At 69.6% G+C, this 25,058-nt stretch carries 23 protein-coding genes; 10 read left to right on the forward strand and 13 right to left on the reverse strand.

Annotated elements, in window-relative coordinates; translation table 11 throughout:
• Nucleotides 1–72: 72 nt before the first annotated feature.
• The 6 genes from A4W93_RS07805 to A4W93_RS07830 all read left to right on the forward strand — a co-directional run bounded on the left by A4W93_RS07805 (nt 73) and on the right by A4W93_RS07830 (nt 6,487).
• Nucleotides 73–693 carry a ParA family protein gene (locus A4W93_RS07805; RefSeq protein WP_085750081.1) on the forward strand — a complete coding sequence of 207 codons (621 nt, stop codon included), beginning with the start codon at nt 73–75 and terminating at the stop codon, nt 691–693.
• Nucleotides 694–765: 72 nt separating this feature from the next.
• Entirely contained in the window at nt 766–1,218 is a 453-nt protein-coding gene (locus A4W93_RS07810) for a MaoC family dehydratase (RefSeq protein WP_085750082.1), read from the forward strand.
• 118 nt (nt 1,219–1,336) lie between these two features.
• Complete coding sequence (locus tag A4W93_RS07815; protein WP_085750083.1) at nt 1,337–2,074, forward strand: response regulator; 738 nt, start codon at nt 1,337–1,339, stop codon at nt 2,072–2,074.
• A 4-nt stretch (nt 2,075–2,078) separates the two neighbouring features.
• Complete coding sequence (locus tag A4W93_RS07820) at nt 2,079–3,950, forward strand: ATP-binding protein (RefSeq protein ID WP_237357723.1); 1,872 nt, start codon at nt 2,079–2,081, stop codon at nt 3,948–3,950.
• A 109-nt stretch (nt 3,951–4,059) separates the two neighbouring features.
• Nucleotides 4,060–5,778, forward strand: a complete 1,719-nt coding sequence (locus A4W93_RS07825) for a hypothetical protein (protein ID WP_085750084.1) — start codon at nt 4,060–4,062, stop codon at nt 5,776–5,778.
• Nucleotides 5,779–5,812: 34 nt separating this feature from the next.
• Nucleotides 5,813–6,487, forward strand: coding sequence for a hypothetical protein (locus A4W93_RS07830; protein ID WP_085750085.1), 675 nt, complete (start codon nt 5,813–5,815; stop codon nt 6,485–6,487).
• Between the two features lie 6 nt (nt 6,488–6,493).
• Here A4W93_RS07830 and panC read toward each other — a convergent pair whose 3' ends face one another.
• From panC to A4W93_RS07860, 6 genes are all read right to left on the reverse strand, one after another.
• Nucleotides 6,494–7,327 carry a pantoate--beta-alanine ligase gene (gene panC, locus A4W93_RS07835; protein WP_085750086.1) on the reverse strand — a complete coding sequence of 278 codons (834 nt, stop codon included), beginning with the start codon at nt 7,325–7,327 and terminating at the stop codon, nt 6,494–6,496.
• 11 nt (nt 7,328–7,338) lie between these two features.
• Nucleotides 7,339–8,163, reverse strand: coding sequence for a 3-methyl-2-oxobutanoate hydroxymethyltransferase (gene panB / locus A4W93_RS07840; protein WP_085750087.1), 825 nt, complete (start codon nt 8,161–8,163; stop codon nt 7,339–7,341).
• On the reverse strand, nt 8,160–9,155 hold the full coding sequence (bioB, locus tag A4W93_RS07845; RefSeq protein ID WP_085750088.1) for a biotin synthase BioB: 996 nt from the start codon (nt 9,153–9,155) through the stop codon (nt 8,160–8,162). Before bioB ends, panB begins: the two co-directional genes overlap by 4 nt.
• Nucleotides 9,156–9,222: 67 nt before the next feature.
• Nucleotides 9,223–10,059: a segregation and condensation protein A gene (locus A4W93_RS07850; protein ID WP_085750089.1), complete on the reverse strand. Its 837-nt coding sequence runs from the start codon at nt 10,057–10,059 to the stop codon at nt 9,223–9,225.
• 31 nt (nt 10,060–10,090) lie between these two features.
• Nucleotides 10,091–10,291: a DUF3460 family protein gene (locus tag A4W93_RS07855; protein ID WP_085750090.1), complete on the reverse strand. Its 201-nt coding sequence runs from the start codon at nt 10,289–10,291 to the stop codon at nt 10,091–10,093.
• Nucleotides 10,292–10,351: 60 nt separating this feature from the next.
• Nucleotides 10,352–11,023, reverse strand: a complete 672-nt coding sequence (locus A4W93_RS07860) for a hypothetical protein (RefSeq protein ID WP_085750091.1) — start codon at nt 11,021–11,023, stop codon at nt 10,352–10,354.
• Between the two features lie 152 nt (nt 11,024–11,175).
• Between A4W93_RS07860 and aqpZ the strand changes: the two genes are divergently transcribed.
• Nucleotides 11,176–11,859, forward strand: a complete 684-nt coding sequence (gene aqpZ / locus A4W93_RS07865; RefSeq protein ID WP_085750092.1) for an aquaporin Z — start codon at nt 11,176–11,178, stop codon at nt 11,857–11,859.
• A gap of 1 nt (nt 11,860) precedes the next feature.
• Here the strand turns inward: aqpZ and A4W93_RS07870 are convergent, their stop codons facing one another.
• From A4W93_RS07870 to metG, 4 genes are all read right to left on the reverse strand, one after another.
• Nucleotides 11,861–12,766, reverse strand: coding sequence for an amino acid ABC transporter substrate-binding protein (locus tag A4W93_RS07870; protein WP_085750093.1), 906 nt, complete (start codon nt 12,764–12,766; stop codon nt 11,861–11,863).
• A 135-nt stretch (nt 12,767–12,901) separates the two neighbouring features.
• A complete protein-coding gene (locus A4W93_RS07875) occupies nt 12,902–14,089 on the reverse strand; it encodes a TolB family protein (RefSeq protein WP_085750094.1) in 1,188 nt (395 codons plus the stop codon).
• 99 nt (nt 14,090–14,188) lie between these two features.
• Complete coding sequence (locus tag A4W93_RS07880) at nt 14,189–15,874, reverse strand: SulP family inorganic anion transporter (RefSeq protein ID WP_085750095.1); 1,686 nt, start codon at nt 15,872–15,874, stop codon at nt 14,189–14,191.
• A 9-nt stretch (nt 15,875–15,883) separates the two neighbouring features.
• Nucleotides 15,884–17,929 (reverse strand): methionine--tRNA ligase, encoded by a 2,046-nt coding sequence (gene metG / locus A4W93_RS07885; RefSeq protein WP_085750096.1) that lies wholly within the window; start codon nt 17,927–17,929, stop codon nt 15,884–15,886.
• 101 nt (nt 17,930–18,030) lie between these two features.
• On the opposite strand from metG, the gene apbC reads away from it, so the two are divergent.
• On the forward strand, nt 18,031–19,122 hold the full coding sequence (gene apbC, locus A4W93_RS07890; RefSeq protein WP_085750097.1) for an iron-sulfur cluster carrier protein ApbC: 1,092 nt from the start codon (nt 18,031–18,033) through the stop codon (nt 19,120–19,122).
• Between the two features lie 99 nt (nt 19,123–19,221).
• Here apbC and A4W93_RS07895 read toward each other — a convergent pair whose 3' ends face one another.
• Together A4W93_RS07895 and A4W93_RS07900 are read right to left on the reverse strand one after the other, a co-directional pair.
• On the reverse strand, nt 19,222–20,754 hold the full coding sequence (locus A4W93_RS07895; RefSeq protein WP_085750098.1) for a M28 family metallopeptidase: 1,533 nt from the start codon (nt 20,752–20,754) through the stop codon (nt 19,222–19,224).
• Nucleotides 20,755–20,945: 191 nt separating this feature from the next.
• Nucleotides 20,946–21,482: an Mpo1 family 2-hydroxy fatty acid dioxygenase gene (locus A4W93_RS07900; protein ID WP_085750099.1), complete on the reverse strand. Its 537-nt coding sequence runs from the start codon at nt 21,480–21,482 to the stop codon at nt 20,946–20,948.
• Between the two features lie 167 nt (nt 21,483–21,649).
• On the opposite strand from A4W93_RS07900, the gene A4W93_RS07905 reads away from it, so the two are divergent.
• Complete coding sequence (locus A4W93_RS07905) at nt 21,650–22,969, forward strand: C13 family peptidase (RefSeq protein WP_157782133.1); 1,320 nt, start codon at nt 21,650–21,652, stop codon at nt 22,967–22,969.
• A 98-nt stretch (nt 22,970–23,067) separates the two neighbouring features.
• On the opposite strand, the gene A4W93_RS07910 is transcribed toward A4W93_RS07905, so the two are convergent.
• Complete coding sequence (locus A4W93_RS07910; RefSeq protein ID WP_085750101.1) at nt 23,068–24,360, reverse strand: polyamine export protein PaeA; 1,293 nt, start codon at nt 24,358–24,360, stop codon at nt 23,068–23,070.
• A 123-nt stretch (nt 24,361–24,483) separates the two neighbouring features.
• Between A4W93_RS07910 and A4W93_RS07915 the strand changes: the two genes are divergently transcribed.
• Nucleotides 24,484–25,029 carry a deoxycytidylate deaminase gene (locus A4W93_RS07915; RefSeq protein WP_085750102.1) on the forward strand — a complete coding sequence of 182 codons (546 nt, stop codon included), beginning with the start codon at nt 24,484–24,486 and terminating at the stop codon, nt 25,027–25,029.
• Nucleotides 25,030–25,058: the final 29 nt, after the last annotated feature.

Consider the following 25,058-nt stretch of genomic DNA (forward strand, 5'->3'; position numbering starts at 1 on the left):
AGAACTCGGGATGGGCGGACGGCGCAGCCCGTTAACATAACCGCAAACTGACTGACACTGCAGGAGCATCGCATGCCCGTGATCGTGGTGGCCAATCCGAAGGGCGGGGTGGGGAAGAGCACCCTGTCGACCAACATCGCGGGTTACTTCGCCTCGGCGGGGCACGCGGTGATGCTCGGCGACGTGGACCGGCAGCAGTCCACCCGCACCTGGCTGTCCATGCGCCCGCCGCACCTCGCGCCCATCACGGGCTGGGACGTGAACCAGGACGAGGTCGTGCGCCCCCCGAAGGGCACCACGCACGTGGTGCTCGACACCCCCGCCGGCCTGCACGGCAAGCGGCTCGACGCGGTCATGAAGATCGCCGACCAGGTGATCGTGCCGCTGCAGCCGAGCATCTTCGACATCCACGCCACCCACGCCTTCGTGCGCGAGCTCAAGGCGCACAAGCGCAACGACAAGGTCCAGGTGGGCCTCGTGGGCATGCGCACCCGCGAGGGCACGATCTCGGCCGACCAGCTGCACAAGTTCCTCGAGACGCTCGACGTGCCGCTCGTGGCCTTCCTGCGCGACACCCAGAACTACGTGCACCTCGCCGCCCGCGGCCTCACGCTGTGGGACGTGGCCCCGAGCCGGGTGCAGCGCGACCTGGAGCAGTGGCAGCCGCTCACGCACTGGCTCGGCCGCGCCTAGGCGACAGCGCGCCGGGGCCGGATGCCGAACAATGGGTGTCCGCCCTCCGTCTCCACCCACCGGACCCGACGCATGAAATCCTTCGACAAGATCACCGACCTGCAGGCCCTCGTGGGCCAGGAACTGGGCGTGAGCGACTGGATCACCATCGACCAGAAACGCATCGACCTGTTCGCCGACGCCACGGGCGACCACCAGTGGATCCACCTCGACGCCGAGCGCGCGGCCAAGGGCCCGTTCGGCACCACCATCGCCCACGGCTTCCTGACCCTGAGCCTGCTGCCCGAGATGACCGCCAACGCGTTCAAGGTGCTCGACACGAAGATGGGCGTGAACTACGGCCTGAACAAGGTGCGGTTCCCCTCGCCCGTGCCCGTGAACAGCAAGGTGCGGGGCCGCTTCAAGCTGGTCTCGTACGAGCCGCTGGAAGGCGGGGCGCAGATCACGGTCGAGGCCACGATGGAACGCGAGGGCGGCACCAAGCCCGTCTGCGTGGCCGAGTCGCTGTCGCGACGCTACTGGTAACGTCACCCGACGCTTCTCTCCACCCCGCGGACGGTCCGGCCTTCCCCCTTTGGAGGGTGCGGCCGGCCATGCCATTCCGGCGTACGATCCCGGGTCGTGGCATCTGCTCGGAGAGAACATGAAAGTACTGCTGGTTGATGACCACCCCCTGATCCTGTCCGCGCTGCAGACCGTGATCCAGGGCCTGGGCGACCACGTCAACGTGGTGGGTGTGGGCAGTGCCCGCGCCGCCCGCGAGACCCTGCAGGCCGACAGCGACTTCGACCTCGTGCTGCTCGACCTGCAGCTCGGCGACGCCGACGGGTTCGACCTCCTCGTGGAATTCCGCGCCGCCTACCCGGCGCTGCCGGTGGTCGTGGTGTCCGCCTCCGACCGGGCGAGCGACGTGATCCGTTCCATCGACCAGGGCGCCATGGGCTTCGTGCCGAAGCGCGCCACGAACGACACGCTCTTCGAGGCGCTGCACATGGTGATGTCCGGCGGCATCTACGTGCCGCCCATGAACATCGGCGCCGACAACACGGGCCTGTCGCCCATGAACACCGGCCGCGAGGACCTGAACACGGTCCAGCGCGAGGCCGTCGACAGCGAATTCCAGAAACAGCCGAGCCTCGCCTCGCTCGGCCTGACCCCGCGGCAGACCGACGTGCTCGCGCTGCTGCTGCAGGGCAACCCCAACAAGCTGATCGCCCGTGAACTGGGCCTGTCCGTCGAGACGGTCAAGGACCACGTGGCGGCCGTGCTGCGCGCGCTGGGTGTCAGCTCGCGCACGCAGGCCGTGCTCGCGGTCAGCCAGATGAGCCAGAAGCACGGCGGGTTCTCGACGTGGCGTGGCAGTTCCAACAGCCCCCGATGATGTGATGTCCGCGCCGTCCCCTTCCGAACTCTCCCCGCTGCCGCCGCCCACCCCAGCCGACGCAGCCTCCGCCGCGGCGGAGAACGCCACGGCCCTGAAGGCCATGATCGAGGACCAGGCGTCCGCCGAGCGGGTCGCCAACATCTTCTCGTACCTGCCCACCACCCAGGCCGCCAACGTGGCCGGCGCCGGCGTGGTGGCGGTGCTGTACTGGGAGCACGTGCCGCACATCGGCATGCTCGTGTGGCTCGGCCTGCTGGTGCTGCTGGGCCTCGCCCGCACGGTGATGTACCGGCACTTCAAGCGCGAACAGCCCACCGCCCACGAGCGGCTGCTGAAGTACTACCAGGGCTGGCGCTACAGCACGCTCGCCGCGGGCGTGCTGTGGGGCGCGGCCGCGTGGTTCTTCTACAGCCACGGCGGGGTCACCGAGAAGATCGGCCTGATCCTCACGATCTACAGCTTCTGCATGGCCGCCATGCAGATCCTCTCGCCGCAGCACCACACGTTCTACGAGTTCTGCGTGCTCGCGCTGGTGCCGCTTGTCGTCAAGGTGGCCTGGCCCGGCACGTTCGAGGACCTGTTCCTCTCCGGCGTGCTCGTGTTCATCTTCGGCATCACGGTGTCGCTGAGCCGCCTGTACCGCAAGAACTTCGAAGGCCTGCTGCAGATCAAGGAGCGGGCCGACCAGCTGCTCGTGCAGCTGCGCGCCGAGAAGGCCGCGGCCGACCAGGCCCGCCAGGAGGCCGAGGTCGCCAACCGCGCGAAGACGCAGTTCTTCGCCGCCGCCAGCCACGACCTGCGCCAGCCGCTGCATGCCATGGGCCTCTTCGCCGAGGCGCTGCGCCAGCGCAGCCACGACGAGGAGGTCACGAGCCTCGTGACGAGCATCAACGGCTCGGTCGACGCGCTCGAGGGCCTGTTCTCCGAGTTGCTCGACATCACGAAGATCGACACCGGCGGTGTCGACGTGACCCCCGAGCACTTCAACATCGGCGACATCTTCCGCAAGCTGCGCCTGCACTTCGAACCCACGGCCTTCGAGAAGGGCCTCGCGCTGCGCTTCCGCGGCGAGAGCCACAACGTCTACGCCGACCCGGTGCTCGTCGAGCGCGTGCTGCGCAACCTGGTGTCGAACGCCATCCGCTACACCAACGACGGCAGCGTGCTCGTCAGCTGCCGCCGCCGCGACGGCCGCATGGTGCTGCAGGTGTGGGACACCGGCGTGGGCATCCGCGAACGCGAGCAGACGCGCATCTTCGAGGAGTTCTACCAGGTGCCGCACAGCGAGGTGCTGTCGCCGCAGCAGCGCAAGGGCCTCGGCCTCGGCCTCGCCATCGTCAAGCGCCTGGCCGACCTGATCGGCGCGCCGCTCGCACTGCGCTCGCGGCCGGGCCACGGCACGGTCTTCTCGCTGACGCTGCCCATCGGCAAGGCGCCGCGGTCGCAGTCGCTGTCCGGCGTGGCCGGCAAGGCACCGCTGGGCCTCACGCTCGACCACAAGTTCATCGTGGTGGTGGAAGACGAACCCGCGGTGCGCGGCGGCCTCGAGGTGCTGCTCAAGGGCTGGGGTGCCACGGTCGCCACCTTCGAGACCGTGGAAGCCAGCCGCGCCTGGGCCGCCACCGCGCCGGCCGACGCGAAGGCGCCGGACCTGCTGGTGGTGGACTACCGCCTCGAACACGGCAACACGGGCCTGGACGCGATCCAGGCGCTGCGCGCCCGGTTCGGCCCCGTGGCGGCCATCATGGTCACCGGCAGCACGATGAGCGGGCTGGAGGCGGACGCGCAGGCGCACAACTTCCACCTGCTGGTCAAGCCGGTGGTGCCGAACAAGCTGCGCGCGATGATCGGGTTCAAGCTGGGCGTGCGCTGACGCTTCGTCGCGAGGCATCTGGGGTCGGCCCTAGCTGGGAGCGGCCCGAGCTTACGGGCGGGGGCTGAACTCCCTACGCTCGGCGGTCATCGAAGCTTCATCGACCGCCATGCTGCCCACCCTCGACCGCGCCACCCGCCGTCCCGATGCCGACAACGACGCGGCCCAGTCCGCCACCGCGGCGGCCGCGGCCCAGGCGGCCCGCGAGTCGGCCCAGCGCATCCACGACCCGGCGCACCGCGCGGCCGCCGGCTGGGGCCTCGCCGAGAAGACAGTGCCCGCGAACGCGAGCCCCGCCACCCGCGCGGAGGCCGACGCCAGCGCCAACGCGCGCACGGCGCTCGACCGCAAGGATCTCCCCGCCGCGCAGCGCCAGCAGGTGCACGACGCCGTGCTGCGCCTCGGCAACGGCCTGGTCGACGGCAAGGTCGATCCGCACATCAACGACACCTTCCGCCAGCACCTCTACCGCCTCGCCACCGAACCCCACGACTCGCCGGACTTCCGCGGCGCGCTCGCGCAGATGTCCGCGGCCGCGGACACGCTCGGCCGGGTCGAGCTGGCACCCGGCAGCAAACTCCTGTACGACCCGCGGGCGAACCAGCCCGAGGTGTCGCGCGCCGGGCTGCCGGAGCTGAAGGTGCCGCAGATCGACGCGGACGTCTACTACAAAACCGCCGACGGCGTGGTTCACCTCGATGGCGCGAAGGCCTCGCCCGAAGCGCTGTCGAACGAAGTGCAGAAGGCGAGGGACAAGGGGGCCGACAGCCAGCTGGGCCGCCAGTCCGAATGGGAGCGGGCCAACTCCGTGCAGGATCCTCGCCGCCTCGGCATGTTCGTGCTCGACAGCGGTCCGGGCTTCAGCCACCTGATGGACGGCAAGAACGTCGCGAAGCTCGCCGAGCTGGCCAACAACGACCTCGACGCGCGCCGCTTCGTCGTGGGCGACCGTGCCTACTCGGTCAACGACTTCAAGCAGATCATCGGCGACGCGAAGGTCAAGGCCGACGCCCACGTGGCGACGTTGCGCCAGCAGCACCTCGACGCGGGCGGCGATCCGAAAGCGTTCAAGCCGGGCCCGGCCTACGCCGAGTTCTACCGCAGCACCGCCTCCAGCACCGAGCAGGTGGCGCGCAGCTACGGCGCCACCTACGGCGAAGCCCGCCCGCCGCTCAAACCCCTCGACCCGGCCTCGCTGCCGAGCCTGAAGCAGGGCGGCGCGTTCGGTGCCGTGGCGGCCGGTGGCCTGACGTTCGTGCGGGTCGCGTCCGACGGGAAGCTGACGCTGGGCGACGCGGGCGAGGTCGCGAAACACACGGCGCTTGGCGGCGCCACGGGCGTGGTGGCGGCGGCGGGCGAAAAGGCCGTGACCCCGGTGATCGACCGTGCCATCGGCGCCACGGTGCAGCGCACCGCCACGTCGGTGGCGGGCCGCGTCGCGAGCCAGTCGTCGGCCGAGGCGACGGCCGCCTTCGGCGCGGGCGCCCGCACGCTGGTGTCGCGGGCGGGTGGCGCCACCGTCGTGGGCGCGGTGATCGCCACCGGCATCTCCGCGTACGAGAACCGCGATGGCCTTGCCAAGGGCGACTCGAAGGCCATCGGCAACGTGACGGCGGACGCCACCGTCGCCGTGGGATCGATCGCCGCCGCCACGGCCGCGGGTGCCGCCATCGGCAGTGTCGTGCCGGTCGCCGGCACGGCCGTCGGCGCGGTGGTGGGCCTCGCGGTGGGTGTGGGCGTGGCCTACGGCGCGCAGATCTCGGGCGCGCGGGACGCCGTCGCCAACACGGTGTCCGGCTGGGTCGACGGGGTCAAGGGCTGGTTCTGACGCGGCGGGTGTGCGCCTGCGCGATGATCGGGGCATGAGCCTCTTCTCCTTCAGCCGCAAGGCGCCTGCCCGCATCGAACCCGACGGCCTCTCGGGTCCCGATGCCCGCGAGGCCTGGCATCTGCACGGCCTGGGCCCGGGCCCGGCGGACCGCCACGCTCGTTTCGCCCGGCTCGCCGAGGTGCTGGCGCGGCTGACCGTCGACGACTTCGTGGTGCTCGGGCTGCTGAAACGCCCCAGGGACCGGTTCCACACCGGCAGCTACGGCGCCGAGGATGACGGCTCCGGTGCGGGCACGCTGTGTTTCACCGTCAGCCCCGAGGGGCGGCGCCAGGCCCTGGAATGGAGGCCCGACGGCGGGGACGGCAGCGACCTGTGGGTGGACGGCCGGCCGGTCGACGGCCCTCGCGATGCCACGGGGCTGCTGCCCCTGGATGGTCCGGGCGCCTGGTGCGGCGAGCGCATCCACCTCACCCCCTTCGTGCCGGACGAGCATCCGCTGCAGGACTGGACCGAGCCCTTCTCGCGCGGCGTGCAGCGCGGCGCGCTGCTGGTGGATGCCGTCACCGGCCGCCAGTGGACCGAACTGCCCGGCGCGGACGAGCTGTGGTCCTTCCCGATCGGCCGCGAGGTCGGCAGTGAACTGCTGTTGTTCGCCGACCCCGAGGCCCGCGACGCGGGCCGCGTCAGCCGTCGAGTGCCGCTCTGACTTGCCTCAGAACTCGAGGTTGTCGATCAGCCGGGTGGTGCCCAGGCGTGCTGCGCCCAGCACCACCAGCGGCCCGGCGAGGTCGCCGGCGTCCGGCGGCAGCAGGTCGTCGCGGCGGCGCACCGTGAGGTAGTCGGGCGCCCAGCCCTGGGCCATGAGCGTTGCGGCGCCTTCGGCTTCCGCCACGTGCAGCGACGACGGGTCGAGGCGCACGCGATTCGCGATCTGGCGCAGGGCCTGCGACAGGGCCACGGCCTGCTGGCGCTGCTCGGGGCTCAGGTAGCCGTTGCGGGACGACAGCGCGAGGCCGTCGTCGGCGCGCGACGTGTCGATGCCTTCCACCGTGATGGGCAGCGCGAACTGCCGCGCCATCTGCCGGATCACGGCGAGCTGCTGGTAGTCCTTCTTGCCGAACACGGCCACGCGCGGCTGCACGCACTGGAACAGCTTCATCACGACCGTGCACACGCCGGTGAAGAACCCGGGGCGGAAGTGGCCCTCGAGGATGTCGGCGATCGCGGGGTCGGGGTGGACCTTGAAGGTCTGCGGCTGCGGGTACAGCTCGGATTCCTGCGGCGCGAACACGAAGCTCGCGCCGGCGCCGCGCAGCAGGTCGGCGTCGCGCTCCAGCGTGCGCGGGTAGGTGTCGAAGTCCTCGTGGGGCGCGAACTGCAGGCGGTTCACGAAGATGCTGACGACGACCGGCAGGCCGTGCGTGCGGGCCTGGCGCACGAGGGCGAGGTGGCCTTCGTGCAGGTTGCCCATCGTCGGCACGAACGCGCAGGCGCCGGGGCCCGGCAGGGCCGCGCGCAGCGCGTCGATGGTGTGGAGGATCTGCATGCGCGGGGAGGTCAGTACGCGTGGAGCGTGTTGTCGGGGAAGCGGCGGGCCTTCACGTCGGCCACGTAGGTGGACACGGCCTCGGAGATGGACGACGACCCTTCCATGAAGTTGCGCACGAAGCGCGGCAGCTTGCCCTGGGTCACGCCCAGCATGTCGTGCAGCACGAGCACCTGGCCCGAGCACTCGACGCCACCGCCGATGCCGATGGTGGCCATGGACACGTTTTTCGTGACTTCGCGCGCGGCGGCCGCGGTGACGAGCTCGAGCACGCACATGGCCGCGCCCGCGTCCGACAGTTCCTTCGCGTGGCGCACGAGCGTGGCCACGGCGTCGTCGCCCTTGCCCTGGATGCGGTAGCCGCCCAGCGCGTGCACGGTCTGCGGCGTGAGGCCCAGGTGGGCGCACACGGGCACGCCGCGGTCGACGAGGAAGCGCACGGTGTCGGCCGTCCAGCCGCCGCCTTCGAGCTTGACCATGTGCGCACCGGCCTGCATCAGCGCGGTGGCGCTGCGCATGGCCTGGCTGGGCGACTCCTGGTACGAGCCGAACGGCAGGTCGCCGATGACCCACGCCGTGCGGTTGGCGCCGGCGACGATGCGCGTGTGGTACGCCATCTCGTCCAGCGTGACGGGCAGCGTGGTGGTCTGGCCCTGCACCACCATGCCCAGCGAATCACCGATCAGGATGCAGTCGACGCCCGCGTGGTCGAGCACGCGCGCGAAGCTCGCGTCGTAGCAGGTGAGCATCGCGATGGGTTCGCCGGCCGCCTGCATCTCGCGCAGGCGGTGCAGTGTGACGGGCTTGCGCGACGGGGCCGTGGTGGTGCCGCTCATGACGTGGTCATCCCGAGTTTGTCGAGCAGGTTGCGGTCGGCGGTGAAGGCCGGGTTGCCGGTGGTCAGCAGCTTGTCGCCGTAGAAGATGGAGTTGGCGCCGGCCATGAAACACATGGCCTGGATGGCTTCGCCCAGTTCCTGGCGGCCGGCCGACAGGCGCACGCGCGACTTCGGCATCGTGATGCGGGCCACGGCGATGGTGCGCACGAATTCCAGCGGGTCGAGCTTGACCGTGCCGTGCAGCGGCGTGCCTTCGACCTGCACGAGGTTGTTGATGGGCACCGACTCGGGGTACGGGTCGAGGTTGGCCAGCGCGGCGATCAGGCCGGCGCGCTGCGTGCGCGTCTCGCCGAGGCCCACGATGCCGCCGCTGCAGACCTTCACGCCGGCGGTGCGCACCTTGTTGAGCGTGTCGAGGCGGTCCTCGAACTGGCGCGTGCCGATGATGTCGGTGTACTTGTCCGGCGCGGTGTCGATGTTGTGGTTGTAGTAGTCGAGGCCGGCGTCGCGCAGCTGCTCGGCATGGCCCTCGTCGAGCATGCCCAGCGTGGCGCAGGTCTCGAGGCCGAGGTTCTTCACGGCGGAGATCAGTTCGGCGACCTTCTCGACGTCGCGGTCCTTCGGGCTGCGCCAGGCGGCCCCCATGCAGAAGCGCGTGGCGCCGGCGGCCTGGGCGGCGCGGGCCGCGTCGAGCACGGCCTCGGCGCCCATCAGCTTGCTGGCCTCGACGCCGGTGTCGTAGCGGGCGGCCTGCGGGCAGTACGAGCAGTCTTCCGGGCAGCCGCCGGTCTTGATCGACAGCAGCGTGGACAGCTGCACGTTGGTGGGGTCGAAGTTCTCGCGGTGCACCGTCTGGGCGCGGAACATCAGTTCGGGGAACGGCAGGTCGAACAGGGCCTCGATGGCTTCGACCGACCAGCGTTCGGCGGCTTGCGTTGCTGCGGGTTGCGCGGCGGCGCGGGGGTGGATGCGAACGGCGGTTTCTTGCATGTCTCGAACCTCTGGACGGTGTGACCGCGCAGTCTAACGAAGCCCTGGCGGTGCGGGGATGATCGTCTTAGGCGGGCTGGTAGGCCAGCCGCACGTAGATGGGAGCGAATGCCTCGGCCTGTGTCACTTCGAGCAGGTGCTCGCGTGAAAGTTCGAGCATCGCGATGAAGGTGACCACGAGCACCTGCGGGCCGCGGGTGACGTCGAACAGGTCCTCGAAGGTGGCGAAGCGGCGGCCCTGAAGGCGCTTGAGCACGATGGTCATGTGCTCGCGCACGCTCAGCTCCTCGCGGCTGATGGTGTGGTGCTGGTTGAGCTTCGCGCGCTTGAGGATGTCGAGCCAGGCGGCGCGCAGCTCGTCGGCGTCGACGTCGGGGAAGCGGGTGACGAGCGACTGCTCGACGTGGATCTGCGCCCGCAGGAAGTCGCGCCCGACCACGGGCAGCGCGTCGATGCGCGCGGCCGCGAGCTTCATCTGCTCGTACTCGAGCAGGCGGCGCACGAGTTCGGCCCGGGGGTCTTCGGCTTCCTCGCCCTCGGCCGCCTTCTTCGGCGGCAGCAGCATGCGCGACTTGATCTCGATCAGCATCGCCGCCATCAGCAGGTACTCGCTCGCCAGTTCCAGGTTGGTCTTGCGGATCTGGTCGACGTACGCGAGGTACTGCGCCGTGACGTTGGCGAGGGGGATGTCGAGGATGTTGAAGTTCTGCTTGCGGATCAGGTACAGCAGCAGGTCGAGCGGGCCCTCGAACGCCTCCAGGAACACCTCCAGCGCATCCGGCGGGATGTACAGGTCGGTCGGCATCGCGAACAGCGGCTCGCCGTACAGGCGGGCCACGGCGACGTGGTCGACCACGCTGGGCGAGATCGTGTCGTCGGGCGACCGGGAGAGGTCGGTGTCCATCGTCACGGGACGGAAGAGCGGTGCAGGACGCTCAGCGCTTGGTCTGGTAGACGTACGGCTGCTGCGGGACGCGCGCGTCGCGGTACTCGGCCTGGGCGTCGGCGTCGATCGGGCGGTCCCACAGGAGGGCGCGGCCCTGGCGCTGCTCGGCCTCGAGCGTGGGCTTCTTGGCCTTCAGGGTTTCGATGAACGACGTGACGTCGGACTTGTAGGGCTTCCAGAACAACGGCATGGTGAGGGCGCCCGGAGGGCACAGAGGCAACGGCGGCGATTTTAACCCCCGGAGGCGATCTCAGGCTTCGATGCGCCGCGCGTTCTCGGCGAGCTTCAGGAACTGGCTGGGTTCTCCGGTGATCCAGCGGGCCAGCTCGTCGAGCAGCCCCGTGCCGACGGCGTGGGCCGGGAACTCGGCGGTCACGGTTTCCAGGGCGTCGAGGTTCGCGATGCGGAACGTGACGCGGGCCTGATCGTGGTCGGGGTGCAGTTTCACCGAGAGCACCACGTCGGCCACGAACCGGAACTGCACGTGGATCAGGCGACCGTTGTCGGGGTCGCGGCGGGTGTCGATGTCGGCGGTGATGCCGGCCTGGCGCAGCCGGGCTTCCAGGCGCTCGACCTCGGGCGGGAAGTCCTTGGTCATCGTGACCGTCTGGCCCGACGTCTGCACGCCGTGGAGCACGACGTGGTCGAAGACCTCCTGGTCGCGGTGGCGCTTGCGCCGGGAGTCGACCTTGAAGTCGCCCCGGGTGAGGCCGTCGAGCGGGGTGCGGTTGTCGAGCGAGAAGCGCACCCGGGGCCGCAACTGCAGCACGTTGAGCTGCGGGGCCAGTTCCATGAAGTAGGCGAGTGTGGTCTTGCAGGCCGCGTCGGTGAGTGCGGCGTTGCGTGCGAGCGAGGCGGCGTCGACGGTCTGCTGTGTCTTGAGCGCGTCGGCCTGTCGTTTGAGGTCGTCGAGGAATCCCACGGTGGTCCGTCCCTGGAAGAAGCATCTGCGGCTTGTTGTGGAAAAAGCATACCGCATGCGCGCGGCATTGCCCTTTGGTTCATCTTGTCGCGCCCGGCGCCGGACGGCATGCTCCCGGTCGGGACCAACGGATCAACACGAGGGGGTGACGGATGAAAGCGTACGGCGCGGAATTCCTGGGGACGTTCTGGCTCGTGCTCGGCGGGTGCGGCAGTGCCGTGCTGGCGGGCCGGTTTCCCGAGTGGGGCATCGGCCTCACCGGCATCTCGCTGGCCTTCGGGCTCACGGTGCTGACGATGGCCTATGCCATCGGGCACATCTCGGGCGGGCACATGAACCCGGCGGTGTCCATCGGCCTGTGGGCCGGCGGGCGGTTCCCGGCGTCGAAGCTGCTGCCCTACATCGTGGCGCAGGTGCTCGGCGCCATCGTGGCGGCCGGCGTGCTGTACGTGATCGCGAGCGGGGCGCCCGGCTACCAGGGCAACCTCGGCGCGAACGGCTACGAGGCGGGCTCGCCCGGGAAGTATTCGCTGGTGGCGGCGCTCGTCTGCGAGGTCGTGATGACGGCGTTTTTCCTGATCATCATCCTCGGGGCCACCGACGGGCGCGCCCCGGCGGGCTTCGCGCCCATCGCGATCGGCTTCGCGCTCGCGCTGATCCACCTGATCAGCATCCCGGTGACCGGCACGTCGGTGAACCCGGCGCGCAGCACGGGGCCGGCGCTGCTCGTCGGCGGGACCGCGCTCGCGCAGCTGTGGCTCTTCTGGGTGGCGCCCATCGTGGGCGCGCTGCTCGGGGCGGCCGCCTACCGCGGCATCGCCCCCGAGAAGGCCTGACTCAGATCGAGTAGCCCAGCAGCATCGCCACGCCCGCTTCCTTGTTCGGGCGGGTGAAGCTGTCGCGGGTCAGCCGGCTCATCTGGATGGTGAGCCGGTCGGTCGCGAACCACTTGCGGTACAGCGGCTCGATCTCGTTGTTGGCGTAGACGCGCGCCAGCGTGCGGTCGACCGAGGCGGCGAGGGCCGCGTCACCCTTGCGCATCATGATCGCGTACGGCTCGACCGACAGCGAGACGCTGCTCAGGCCCAGCGAGTCGAGCGCGTTGTCGAACGAGGCGAGGCCCAGCAGCAGCGAATCGTCCTGCGGGAAGGCGCGGGCCCTGCCGTCCTTCAGCGCCTTGTAGGCCTCGGTGTTGCTGGCGTAGGTCGTCAGCTGCATCTTCACGTCGTTGGCATTGAGCTGGTTGAACAGCTTCTCCGACGTCGTGCCCTTGCTCAGCGCGACCGGCAGGCCGGCGAGGTCCTTGACCGACTCGACCTTCACGCCCTTGGGCACCAGCACGCGGATGCCGGCCACGAAGATCGTGTAGCTGAAGGCCACCTTCTCCTGGCGGGCCTTCGTGTTCGTGGTCGAACCGCATTCGAGGTCGATCTCGCCCGATTCCAACTTCGGGATGCGCTCGGCACCCGACACCACCTTGTAGTTCACCTTCAGGTCGGGCAGCTTCAGCGACTTCTTCAGGTCGTCCACGGCCGCGAGGCACAGGTCCACCGAGTAGCCGACGGGTTGCTTCTGCTCGTTCAGGTACGAGAACGGGCGCGAGGCTTCGCGCACGCCGAGCGTGATGCTCTTCGTTTCCTTGATGCGGGCGAGGGTGTCGGCGGGGGCCTGGGCGAAGGCGGGGAGGGACAGTGCGGCGCACGCGGCGAGCGGCAGCACCCGGGAGGTGAGTCGGGACAGCATGGGATGGGTGGACCAGGGACGAACGAGGGCCCGGAGGCTCGTGGCCCGCGGGAAAACCCGAATTCTACGGGTTAACCCTTGAATCGGTCCAGTTGGTCCGCCACCCGATCGAGGGGTCGACCGTGACGAAGTCGATCACGGCACCCACAGCATGCCCCCGCAGGGGGTGAGCCAGACCGCCTTGCCCGTGGTGTCGTCCTTGACCCTGATCTCGTGGTCGGGATGATGTTCCGGCCACTTCAGGGCCACCTTCTCGGCGTCGGCCGGCAACACGAACAGGCGGTTCACGTCGCAGCCGGTCGCCCCGATGACCCCGGCCGGCACGCCGGGCACGCCTTCGGGCAGCGGCGCGGTGATGACGCCGGACATGTAGAGTCCGCCGATCACGAACTTCCCGTCCGGCGACCAGCTGGCGTTGCCGTAGCTGTACGTGGCGGCGCTCTGGGCGTCCGGCGGCGCGGTGAGCTGCTTCAGGCCCGTGCCGTCGACGTTCATCGTCATGAGCTGGAAGTCGTGCCCGTAGCCGCGCACCACCCGCCAGTCGAACACCACCCGCGTGCCGGCCGGGTCGATCCGGAAGTGGGTGAACTCCGAGATGATGTCGACGTTGTCCTGGTACGTGCTGTTGTCGGGCAGGCCGGCGACGGTGGCGCGGAGCGTGCTCGTCGCCGAGGTGGGCGACGACTCGTAGAGGTCGCGGCCCACGAGGTAGATGTAGCGACCGTCGGGCAGCCACGCGGCCGGGCTGCCGAGCATCATGCGGCCGTCCAGGCGCGACCCCTGCTTGACCTTCTGGCGGGTGGCCATGTCGAAGATGGCCAGCCGGCGTTCCTCGAGCTGCCCGTCCACCGGTCCCTGGAACGTGAGGAGGAAGCGGCCGTCGAAGGACAGCTTGAGTTCGTTGGTTTCGCCGTCCAGCACGAGGGGCTCGCCCACCACGGTCCAGTCGCTGATGCGGACGCGTTCGACCTGCCGTTTCCCTTTGGCGATCTCCCGCGACCGCAGCAGGATCGTGGGGTCCGGCGTGGCGTTCCAGCCCACCTTGCCGTCCGCGAGGGCGGGCGGGCGGCTTCGCACGCCCGTGGCGAGGTCGAAGGCCTCGAGGCCGTCCGTCGGCATCCCGACGAACAGCCGGCCGGGAAGCGTACCGTCGCGGTAGGTGGCGAAGGGGGCCGTGGACGGCGCGGGCGAGGTGGGCGAGGTGGTGGTCGTGGGTGTGGTGCCGGCGTCGACCTCGTCACCGCCGCCCCCGCCACCGCAGCCGGCGGTGAGGAGCAGGACGAGGGTGGCGAGCGCGGCGGCCCGGATCGAGGCGTGGGACATGGCAGGGAAGGGAAGAGCGGCCGAACCGCGGGCAGCGCGGATTCTTCCGGCCCGCGGTGACCGCCACCACCCCAGCGCGGGGGTGACCCCTAACTCGAACTAGGGGGGGGCGACGGCGGCGAGCGCCGAGGACAGGTCCGGGTGGACATGGTGCTCTCCGAGCAGGGCCGCGAAACCGCTGCGCCGCACCAGGTCCAGCGGCTGTTCGTTCAGGTCGCACAGCAGGAGGGGGATGCCCTGCCGGGCCAGGGCCCGGTGCAACTGCTGGAGCGCATCGAGCCCCGAGGTGTCCATCGAGACCAGCCGGTGCATCTCCAGCACCACCGCGCGGGTGCCGGCCGGCACGGTCTCGCCGACGCCTTCCACCTTGGCCACCGCGCCGAAGAAAAGTGCGCCGTACAGGCGGAACACCACGACACCCGGCGTGGACTCGAACATGCGCTCCACCCGGAACAGCTGGCTCATGCGCCAGATGAAGAACACGCAGGCGAGCACGAGGCCCACCTGCACGGCCACGGTCAGGTCGAAGATCACCGTCAGCAGGAAGGTGCCGACCATGATCGTGCGGTACTGGAGGTTGAACTGGCGCAGGCGGGCGAACTCGTGCCATTCGCCCATGTTCCAGGCGACGAACAGCAGGATGCCGGCCAGCACCGCGAGCGGGATGTGTTCGGCGAGCGGCGCGGCGACGAGCATCACGGCCAGCAGCGTCAGCGCATGCACGATGCCGGCGACCGGGCTCGTGGCGCCGGCGCGCAGGTTCGTCACGGTGCGGGCGATGGTGCCGGTGGCGGGAATGCCGCCGAAGAGCGGTGCCACCATGTTCGCCACACCCTGGGCCATCAGCTCCTGGTTGGGGTCGTGGCGCGGCTGGGTGCCGAGGTTGTCGGCGATGCGGGCGCACAGCAGCGACTCGACGGCGCCGAGCAGCGCGATGGTGAGCGTGGGCACGAACAGCTGCTGGGCGCTTTCCCAGCTGAAGGGCGGCAGCGCGAGGGTGGGCAGGCCCTGCGGGATGCCGCCGAAGCGTGAGCCGATGGTCTCCACCGGCAGGTGCAGCCACATCGCCCCCAACGTGAGCAGCACCAGCGCCACCACGGGCCCGGGCACCCGTGCCGCGGTGCGCAGCGTGCGGCCTTCGAGCAGGGCCGGCGGCAGCCGGGAGGCGGCGCCGAACAGCCGGGGCCAGATGAACAGGATGGCCACGCAGGCGGCACCGAGGCCCAGCGCGTACGGGTTGAAGCCGTCGAGGTGGCCGGCGATGGCGCCCAGCTGCGAGAAGAAGTCGGCCGGCATCTTCTCGATCGTCAGGCCCAGCAGGTCCTTGACCTGCGACAGCGCGATCAGCACCGCGATGCCGTTGGTGAAGCCGATGATGATGCCCACCGGCATGTAGCGCACGAGCGCCCCGAGCCGGAACGCCCCCATCGCGAGCAGCAGCAGGCCCGCGAGCGCGGTGGAGATGAGCAGGTTCGTGAGCCCGTAGCGCTGCACGATGCCGTAGACGATCACGATGAACGCCCCGGCCGGCCCCCCGATCTGCACCGACGAACCGCCGAGCGCGGAGATCAGGAACCCGGCCACCACGGCCGTGATCAGCCCCTGTTCGGGCTTGACCCCCGAGGCGATGGCGAAGGCCATCGCGAGGGGCAGGGCCACCACCCCGACCGTCAGGCCCGCGATGCTGTCGCTCGCGAAGCGCTGGCGGTCGTAGTCCTTCAGCGAGTCCAGCAGCCTCGGCCGGAACCGGGCGAGCGTGACGCCGAGGAACCGGGGGGCCGACATGTCAGGTGATCAGCGCACCCGCATGCCGGGCGTGGCGCCGGCGCCTGGCTCCAGCACGAAGATGCCGGGGTTCGCCTTTTCGTCGGCGTGCGACGCGGCGAGCACCATGCCTTCGCTGAGGCCGAACTTCATCTTGCGCGGCGCGAGGTTCGCGACCAGCACGGTCAGCTTGCCGATCAGGTCTTCCGGCTGGTAGGCCGACTTGATGCCGCTGAACACGTTGCGCGTGCGGCCCTCGCCCACGTCGAGCGTGAGGCGCAGCAGCTTGTCGGAACCCTCGACGTGTTCGCAGTTGACGATCTTCGCGATGCGCAGGTCGACCTTCGCGAAGTCGTCGATCTTGATCTCGTCGGCCAGCGCCTCGCCGCCCGGCGGGGGCAACTCGACCACCGGGGGCTCGAACAGCGCGTCGAGCAGCTTCGGGTCGACCCGCTGCATCACGTGCTTGTACTCGCCGATGGTGTGGGCGCCGAGCGCGCGGCCGGCATCCTCGAAGGTCAGCGGGGCGATCTTGAGGAACGACTCGACCTGCTCGGCCAGGCCCGGCAGCACCGGCTTCAGGTACAGCGTGAGCAGGCGGAAGGCCTCGATGCAGACGGTGCAGACGTCGTGCAGCACGGCGTCCTGGCCCTGCTGCTTCGCGAGTTCCCACGGCTTGTTCTGGTCGACGTACTCGTTGACCTTGTCGGCCAGCAGCATCACCTCGCGCAGCGCCTTGCCGAACTCGCGTTCCTCGTACAGGCGCTCGATCTCGGGGCGGTGCGCGCGCAGCGAGTCGAGCAGCACGCGGCCCTCGACGCCCACGTCGGCCGACAGCGTGCCGCCGAAGCGCTTCGTCAGGAAGCCGGCGGCGCGGCTGGCGATGTTGATGAACTTGCCGACCAGGTCGCTGTTGACGCGGGCGACGAAGTCGTCCGGGTTGAAGTCGATGTCCTCGTTGCGGGCGTTGAGCTTGGCGGCGATGTAGTAGCGCAGCCATTCGGGGTTCATGCCGAGCTCGAGGTACTTCAGCGGCGAGATGCCGGTGCCGCGGCTCTTGCTCATCTTCTCGCCGCTCACGGTGATGAAACCGTGCACGTTCACGCGGTCGGGCGTCTTGCGGCCGCTGAAGTGCAGCATGGCCGGCCAGAACAGCGTGTGGAAGTACGTGATGTCCTTGCCGATGAAGTGCACCTGCTCGACGGCAGGGTCCTTCATGAACGCGTCGAAGTCGCGGCCGATCTTGCCGAAGTGGTTCTTCAGCGAGGCGAGGTAGCCCACCGGGGCGTCCAGCCACACGTAGAAGTACTTGTCCTCGGTGTCGGGGATGCGGATGCCGAAGTACGGGGCGTCGCGGCTGATGTCCCAGTCGGAGAGGCCCGCCTTGCCGGTTTCCTCGTCGATCTCGAACCACTCGCGGATCTTGTTCAGCACCTCGGGCTGCAGGCGGCCCGGTGCGTGCGTCCACTCCTTCAGGAAGTCGATGCAGCGGTCGTTCGACAGCGCGAAGAAGTAGTGCTTGCTCTGGCGCAGTTCGGGCACGGCGCCGCTCAGCGCCGAGAACGGGTTCTTCAGGTCGGTGGGCTGGTAGACCGAACCGCAGACCTCGCAGTTGTCGCCGTACTGGTCCTTCGCGCCGCACTTGGGGCATTCGCCCTTGATGTAGCGGTCGGGCAGGAACATGCCCTTGACCGGGTCGAAGAACTGCTCGATGGTGCGTTCGGTGATCAGGCCGGCGTCGCGCAGCGCGCGGTAGATGTCCTGCGCCAGCTCGTGGTTCTCGGGGCCGTCGGTCGAGTGCCAGTTGTCGAACGAGATGCGGAAGCCGTCCAGGTATTGCTTGCGGCCCGCGGCGATCTCGGCCACGAAGGCCTGGGGCGTCTTGCCGGCCTTTTCGGCGGCGATCATGATCGGCGCGCCGTGCGCGTCGTCGGCACCCACGAAGTGCACCTCGTGCCCCTGCATCCGCAGGAACCGCACCCAGATGTCGGCCTGGATGTACTCCATCATGTGGCCCACGTGGAACGGGGCGTTGGCGTAGGGCAGGGCGGTGGTGACGAAGAGCTTGCGGGTCATGGGTGTTCTCAGGGCACGAAGGGCGATTCTAGTGTGGGCGTCATGTACCCGACCAAGGCGCTAGACTGCCCCTCTTACCCATCCGTGGCACCGTTTTTCCCATGTCCCTGAGCGAGCAGACCCTCACCGCGGCCCTCCAGGCCGTCGTCGACCCCCACACCGGCCGCGACTTCGTCACCGCGAAACAGGTGAAGAACCTGCGCATCAGCGGGGCGGACGTGTCGTTCCAGGTCGAGCTGGGCTACCCGGCGAAAAGCCTCGTGCCGTCGCTGACCGCGGCGCTGGAGGCAGCGGCGCGCACGGTGCCGGGCGTGGGCCAGGTGTCCGTCGAAGTGGTCTCGCGCATCGTGCCGCACGCGGTGCAGCGCGGCGTGCAGCTGCTGCCCAACGTGAAGAACATCGTCGCGGTGGCCTCCGGCAAGGGGGGCGTGGGCAAGAGCACCACGGCCGTGAACCTCGCGCTGGCGCTGGCCGCCGAGGGTGCCTCGGTGGGCCTGCTCGACGCCGACATCTACGGCCCGAGCCTGCCCACGATGATGGGCCTGTCCGGGCGCCCGGAGACCGCCGACGGCAAGACGATGGAGCCGCTGCGCAACCACGGCGTGCAGGTGATCTCGATCGGCTTCCTCGTCGAACCCGACAACGCGATGATCTGGCGCGGCCCCATGGCCACCCAGGCGCTCGACCAACTGCTGCGCCAGACGAACTGGCAGGACCTCGACTACCTGCTGATCGACATGCCGCCGGGCACCGGCGACATCCAGCTGACCCTGTCGCAGCGGGTGCCGCTCACGGGCGCGGTGATCGTCACGACCCCGCAGGACATCGCCCTGATCGACGCCAAGCGCGGCGTGAAGATGTTCGAGAAGGTGGGCGTGCCGCTGCTGGGTGTGGTCGAGAACATGGCGATGCACGTGTGCTCGAACTGCGGGCATGTGGAACACATCTTCGGCCAGGACGGCGGGCGCCGCATGGCGGCCGAGTACGGCATGGACCACCTGGGTTCGCTGCCGCTGGACCTGGGCATCCGCGAGCAGGCCGACTCGGGCAAGCCCACCGTGGTGGCCGCGCCGGACGGCGAGATTGCCGGGATCTACAAGCACATCGCGCGCGAGGTGGCGGTGAAGATCGCGCAACGCACCAAGGACTTCTCGTCGAAGTTTCCGACGATCACGGTGTCGAAGGACACTTGAAGCGTGCGCGGTCATCCCGGCGAAAGCCGGGATCCACCGCGGTCGAAGCGAGCTCCGGCCACGGTGGGCCCCGACGTCCGTCGGGGTGACCGCAGTGCTTTACTTCAGCTTCGGCAGGTGCTTCGGCCGCATGTCCGCCGGCGGCGTGTACGCCTTCGCCCGCACCGAGTTCGTCTGCACCCGGCTCAAGGTCGGCCCGATGCCGTCGAGGTTGAACGCGTAGTGCAGCGTGGCCGCGGCCACCGCATCCGAGTTCAGGTCGAGCGCGGCGGTGTCGAGGTTGGTCAGGTCGTCGCAGGCCGCGTGGTAGCACTTGTCGTACGCGACGTCGGCCGTGCCGCCCCACAGCGCCACCTCCTCGGCGGTCTTCAGGTCCTCGGCGCCGGTGAAGAGGCCGCCCGCGGGGATGCCGTTCTCGATGAAGGGGCCGTAGTCGGACCGTCCGTCGAAGTCGGTGCCCTTGAACTTCTTGTTGCGGGCCGTGTAGAACGCCTCGAAATGCTTCTCGATGAGGTCGGAGCCGGCCGGTCCGGGGCCTTCACCGGCGGCGTCGGAGTCGTCGCCGTCGTAGATGAAGTAGCCGGCGTTCGGCGAACCGATCATGTCGAAGTTGAGGTACAGCGAGACCTTCGCGAGCTCGGCGTCGGTCAGCGAGGCCACGTAGTCGGTGGACCCGAGCAGCCCGGACTCCTCGCCGCCCCACAGGGCGAAGCGCAGCTTGTTCTTCGGCGTCACCTTCGCGAGTTGGGTCGCGGTCTCGAGGATGGCCGCCGAGCCGGTGCCGTTGTCGTTGATGCCGGGGCCTTCGTGCACCGAGTCGAGGTGGGCCCCGACCATCACGACGTGGTCGGCGTCGCCGCCCTTGCTTTCGGCGATCACGTTGTAGGTGGTCTTCGTGATGCGCGTGGTGGCGGCCTTGAGGCGCAGCGACAGGCCGGCGGTGGCCGCGAGTTGCTGGCCGAGCGCCTGCGTCACCGAGATCACGGGCACGTCGGCCGTGAACTCCGGCCCGAGCGTGCCGTTCAGGTCGCCGTCGGTGTTGTTGTAGATCACGACCCCCGTGGCGCCCGCCGTGATGGCGTTGGTGGCCTTGATGGCGAACGTGCAGTCGCCGCGGCTGATCAGCGCGACGTTCCCGGCCGTGAAACCGGCGAAGTCGGCCGCGTCGCAACCGCGGTTCGCCACCACGGTGACCGGCGTGCCGGGCAGGTCGCCCGAGCCCGAATACGACATCACGAAGTGGGGCAGGTCGGCCGCCGGGGCCGGCGCGGTCTGCTGCAGCGCGCTGCCGCCGAGGTCGGTGAACGCGACGAAGTCGAAGGTCTTGCGGCTCACGGTATAGCCGGCGGCACCGAACACCTTCTCGGCATATTCGACCGATGCGAGGAACCCGGGCTCTCCGGACGCGCGGTTGCCGCCGTTGGCCTTCGCGATCTTGTCGAGTTCGGTGAGGTGCGCCTGCACGCCCTGTAGCGTGACGCAGGCGAGCAGCTTCTCCTCGGTGTCGTTGACCTGGGTGGCGCAGGTGGCCGCCGGCGGGGTGATGTCGTCGTCGTCACCTCCGCATCCGGCCACGACGATGGCGGCCGTGGCCACGAGGCCCGCGGCCCGGAGGGCGTGCAGTTTCTTCATGAAGTCGATCTCCCTGAGAGTCATCCGCTGTGGGACCGACCGGCTCCGCTGCCGTCCGGCGTCGAGGGGCGCCGGTGGAATGGGCAGAGACACGGGACCGGACGGCGTGCTTGCCCGGCCGCGGGTTCAGGGGAACATCGAACGTGGCGGCCGAACGCCGCCAGAGTGGCAATCGGCGTGCCTTGTCCCGATCAGATGTGAGCGAGGTCGCGCAGGTGCGTCGGGCCGGCCCGACGCTCGATCTCGGCCAGCAGCGCCTTGTTCCAGCCCATCGAGAACAGCGCCTCGGCCGTGACGAACATCGGGCCCACCAGCAGCCCGACCAGGTCGTCGACGAACGCGGGCTTGCGGCCCTCGTAGTAGTGGCCCACGAACTGGACCACCCAGCCGATGAAGAAGGTGCCGATGCCCCAGGCGAGCCACGCGGCGGTGCTGCCTTCGGAGACCCCGTGGGCCAGGGCGATCAGCACGCCGACGGCGACGGTCACCGCGATGCTCAGCAGGAACTGCCCTCGTCGCGTGAGGTACCAGAGCGCGGACAGCGCGAACGCGACCCAGGCCGCGCTCAGCGTGACCCCGGCGAGGCCGAAGCGGGCCCGGGCGAGCATCACGCCGATGCCGAAGACGATCAGGGGGACGCCGACGAAGTGGGTGGCGATGTTGCGCTGATCCCGGTGGTACACCGCGTACTGGGACAGCAGCTCGATGGAGGTGCGGGCTTGGCTCATGCAAGTTCTCCAGGCGCGGTCGAGGGCCGCGGTCATGGTCCCATTCTGCGCCCGGGGTGCCGGGGAAGGGCCCCGTGATTTCCTGAGGCGGTAGGATGGTTTCGGGAGGACGGGCCGCGATGACGGACGGAATGCGTGGGGTGTTGAAGGATGGTTTGAGGACGTTGGTGTTTCGCCGGCCGGGGCTCGATGCGCCGCCGGTGCCTGCGTGGGGCGTGCCGCTGCTGTTCGCGTTGCTGATCCTGCTGGTGCTGGGGGGCGGCTGGCTGATGTCCCCGGGGCCGGTGGAATTCCACCGGTGGGCGGTCGGGACGGGCTGGCTCGGTACGCTGTGGATGGCGATCGCGTGCCTGGTCGCCGTGCGCACCCGGCCGGACCGTGACGGCGCCACCGTGTTCGGATGGCTGCTGGTGCAGTGGATCGTCATCTGCGCCTTCTCCGTGACCGGCTTCGCGCTGTTGATCCATGGGTACCTCCGCGAAGGCGTTCGCCCGGACTGGTTCGCCTGGGGCGTGGCGGGCGTCGCCCAGGTCTGGATCGTGGCCGCAGCCGGCGTGCTGCTGGTGCCGATGGCTTCCGGGCGCGGGGCGCGCGCCATGGTGCTCGTCCTGGTCCTGGCCGCGGGGGGCAGCTACATGCTGTTCCCCACCGGGAATGCCTGGCGTCCGGTGATGGACGATGCGGCCGGTGCGGAAGCCTGGCCGGAACCGATGGCGCCCGACCAGGCCGCGCTCGAAGCCCAGTCCCGCAGCCTGATCGACGCGCTCGACGGCGTGGCGCCGCAACGGCCCGGCGTCACCGAGCTGTTCGCGATCACGTTCGCGCCGTACGCCTCCGAGGACGTCTTCAGCCGCGAGGTGAAGATGGTGGGCGGGATGCTCGACGACCGCTTCGACACCGCCGGACGGCGCATGAACCTGCAGAACCACGCCAGCACGCTCGGCACCGTGCCCTGGGCGACGCCGCTCAACCTGCAGCGGGCCATCGACCGCATGGCCGCGCGGATGGACCGCGACGAGGACATCCTCTTCCTGCACCTCACGTCCCACGGCGCCCGCGACGGCCGGCTGGCCGCCGGCTTCGAGCCGCTGTCCGTGGCCGAGGTCACCCCGGCCGACCTGCGCCGCTGGCTCGACGACGCCGGCGTCCGCTACGCCGTGATCTCGATCTCGGCCTGCTTCTCGGGGTCGTGGATCCCCGCGCTCGAGGCGCCCGGCACGCTGGTGCTGACGGCCGCCGACGCCACGCACACGTCGTACGGCTGCGGCCGCAAGTCGGAGCTGACCTTCTTCGGGCGGGCGATGTACGACGAGCAGCTGCGCAAGACCCGCTCGTTCGAGGCCGCTTTCGCCGCGGCACTGCCGGTCATCGACCGGCGGGAGAAGGAGGCGGGGAAGAGCGACGGGCCGTCGAATCCGCAGATGCGGATGGGGGTGGAGATCCGGCCGAGGCTCGAGGCACTGGTGACGCGGCTCGAAGCGAACTGAAACAGCTCCCTCGAGAAGATGTCATCCCGGCGGAGGCCGGGACCTTCGGCGTCCGCACAGGGTCCCGGCCTCCGCCGGGATGACAGCGTGTTTCTCGTTCAGGCGGGCGTCCGGGTGACCATCACCTGGTCGATCCGATGGCTGTCCACGTCCAGCACCTCGAAGCAGTACCCGCCCCAGCTGAACGTGTCCGTGCGCTTGGGCACGCGGCGCAGCATCACCATCAGGAAGCCGGCGAGGGTCTCGTATTCCTCGGCGTGGGGCAGGGTGTCGATGTCGAGCGCCCGCTGCACGTCCTGGATGGGCGTGAGGCCGTCGATCAGCCACGAGTGTTCGTCGCGGCGCACGATCTGCTGCTCCTCGTCGGAGGGGCCGACGAGGTCGCCCATCACCGTGCTCATCACGTCGTTGAGGGTGATGACGCCCACGACGAGGCTGTATTCGTTGACGACGATGGCGAAGTCTTCGTGGGCCTGGCGGAACTGCTCCAGCACCTCGGTGAGCGACAGGCGGTCGGGGATCACGAGCGCCTTGTGCAGCGTGAGCCCGGCGTCGAACGACAGCGGCTGGCCGCTCAGCACGCGCTGGAACATCTCCTTCGCGTCGACGTAGCCCAGCACGTGGTCGATGTCGTCCCGGCAGACGGGGTAGGCCGAGAAGGGCTCGGCGACGATGCGGGCGCGCAGCACCGATTCGGCGTCGTCGCGCAGGAACCAGGCGATACGGTCGCGCGAGGTCATCACGCTGCTCACGAGCCGGGTGTCGAGTTCGAACACGTTGGTGATGACCTGCTGCTCGCGCAGGGCCAGCACGCCCGCCTGGGCGCCGGCCTCGGCCATGGCGAGGATGTCGGCCGACGTGATGCGGTCGTCGCGCTGCGCGTGCAGGCCCAGCAGCTTGAAGAGCAGGTCGGTGCTGCGGGTGAACAGCCACACGACGGGCATCAGCGCGGTGATCAGCACCTGCATCGGCGCGGCCAGCACCATCGCCAGGCGCTCGGGCTGGCTCATGCCCAGGCGTTTGGGGAACAGGTCGGCGAAGATCAGGAACACCGCGATGATCGTGACGAACGACGCGCCGAACCCGAGGCCCTGGCTGGTCTCGGGCGTGAACCACAGCTCGAAGAACCGGGCGAAGTACGGGGTGAGCGATCCTTCGCCCACCACGCCGCCCAGGATGGCGACGCCGTTCAGCCCGATCTGCACCACCGTGATGTACGGCCCCGGCTGCTCCTGCAGGCGCAGCACCCGCTCGGCGCGGGGGTCGCCCTCGTCGGCCATCTGGCGAAGGCGGAGGCGGCGGGACGCGGCGAGCGAGATCTCGGCGAGCGCGAAGAACGCGCTCACCGCGATCAGCACGGCGATGACGAGGAGGCTTTGGAGGAGGGTCATGGGATTCCGGGTGACCGTGATGGTACCGAAGCCGCGCGCCGTTTCAGGCGCCGTCCGCCTTGTGGCGGATAAACTCCCAGGCCTCCGGGTCCGCCCGCCTGCCTCCCACCACGCGATTCCGTCATGGACAACAGCCCCCTGATTCACTGGCACTCGATGTTCATGGGCGTGGCCTTGCTGGCTTCGGCGCGGTCGAAGGACTCCCGCAAGCGCAACGGCGCCTGCGTGGTGAGCCCCGACAACAAGATCGTCGGCGTGGGCTACAACGGCCTGCCGCGCGGCTGCTCCGACCACGACGAGACGTACTGGATGGACGACGACAGCGACCCGTTCCTGTCCCGCCACAGCTACATCGTGCACGCCGAGGTCAACGCCATCCTGAACTGCGTCGTGCTGCCGCTCACCAACTGCACGATCTACGCGACCCAGTTCCCGTGCCCGAAGTGCGTGCAGTCGATCATCCAGGTGGGCATCCGCCGGGTGGTGTACCTCGAGAAGAAGTCGCACCAGGTGCGGGTCAACGAGGCGGCGAGCAAGATGCTGGCGGACGCCGGGGTGGTGGTGGAGGCGCTCTCCGACGTCGACGCCGGGTCGGCCGACTGGTCGATGGGCCTGTCGCGCTTCATCGCCGAATCGACCGGGGCCCCCGAACCACCGCCTCTCGCCTAGCGACAAACGGGCGGAAACGCGCTACAACC

The sequence above is a fragment of the Piscinibacter gummiphilus genome, assembly GCF_002116905.1.
In the GTDB taxonomy this organism is placed as follows: domain Bacteria; phylum Pseudomonadota; class Gammaproteobacteria; order Burkholderiales; family Burkholderiaceae_C; genus Rhizobacter; species Rhizobacter gummiphilus.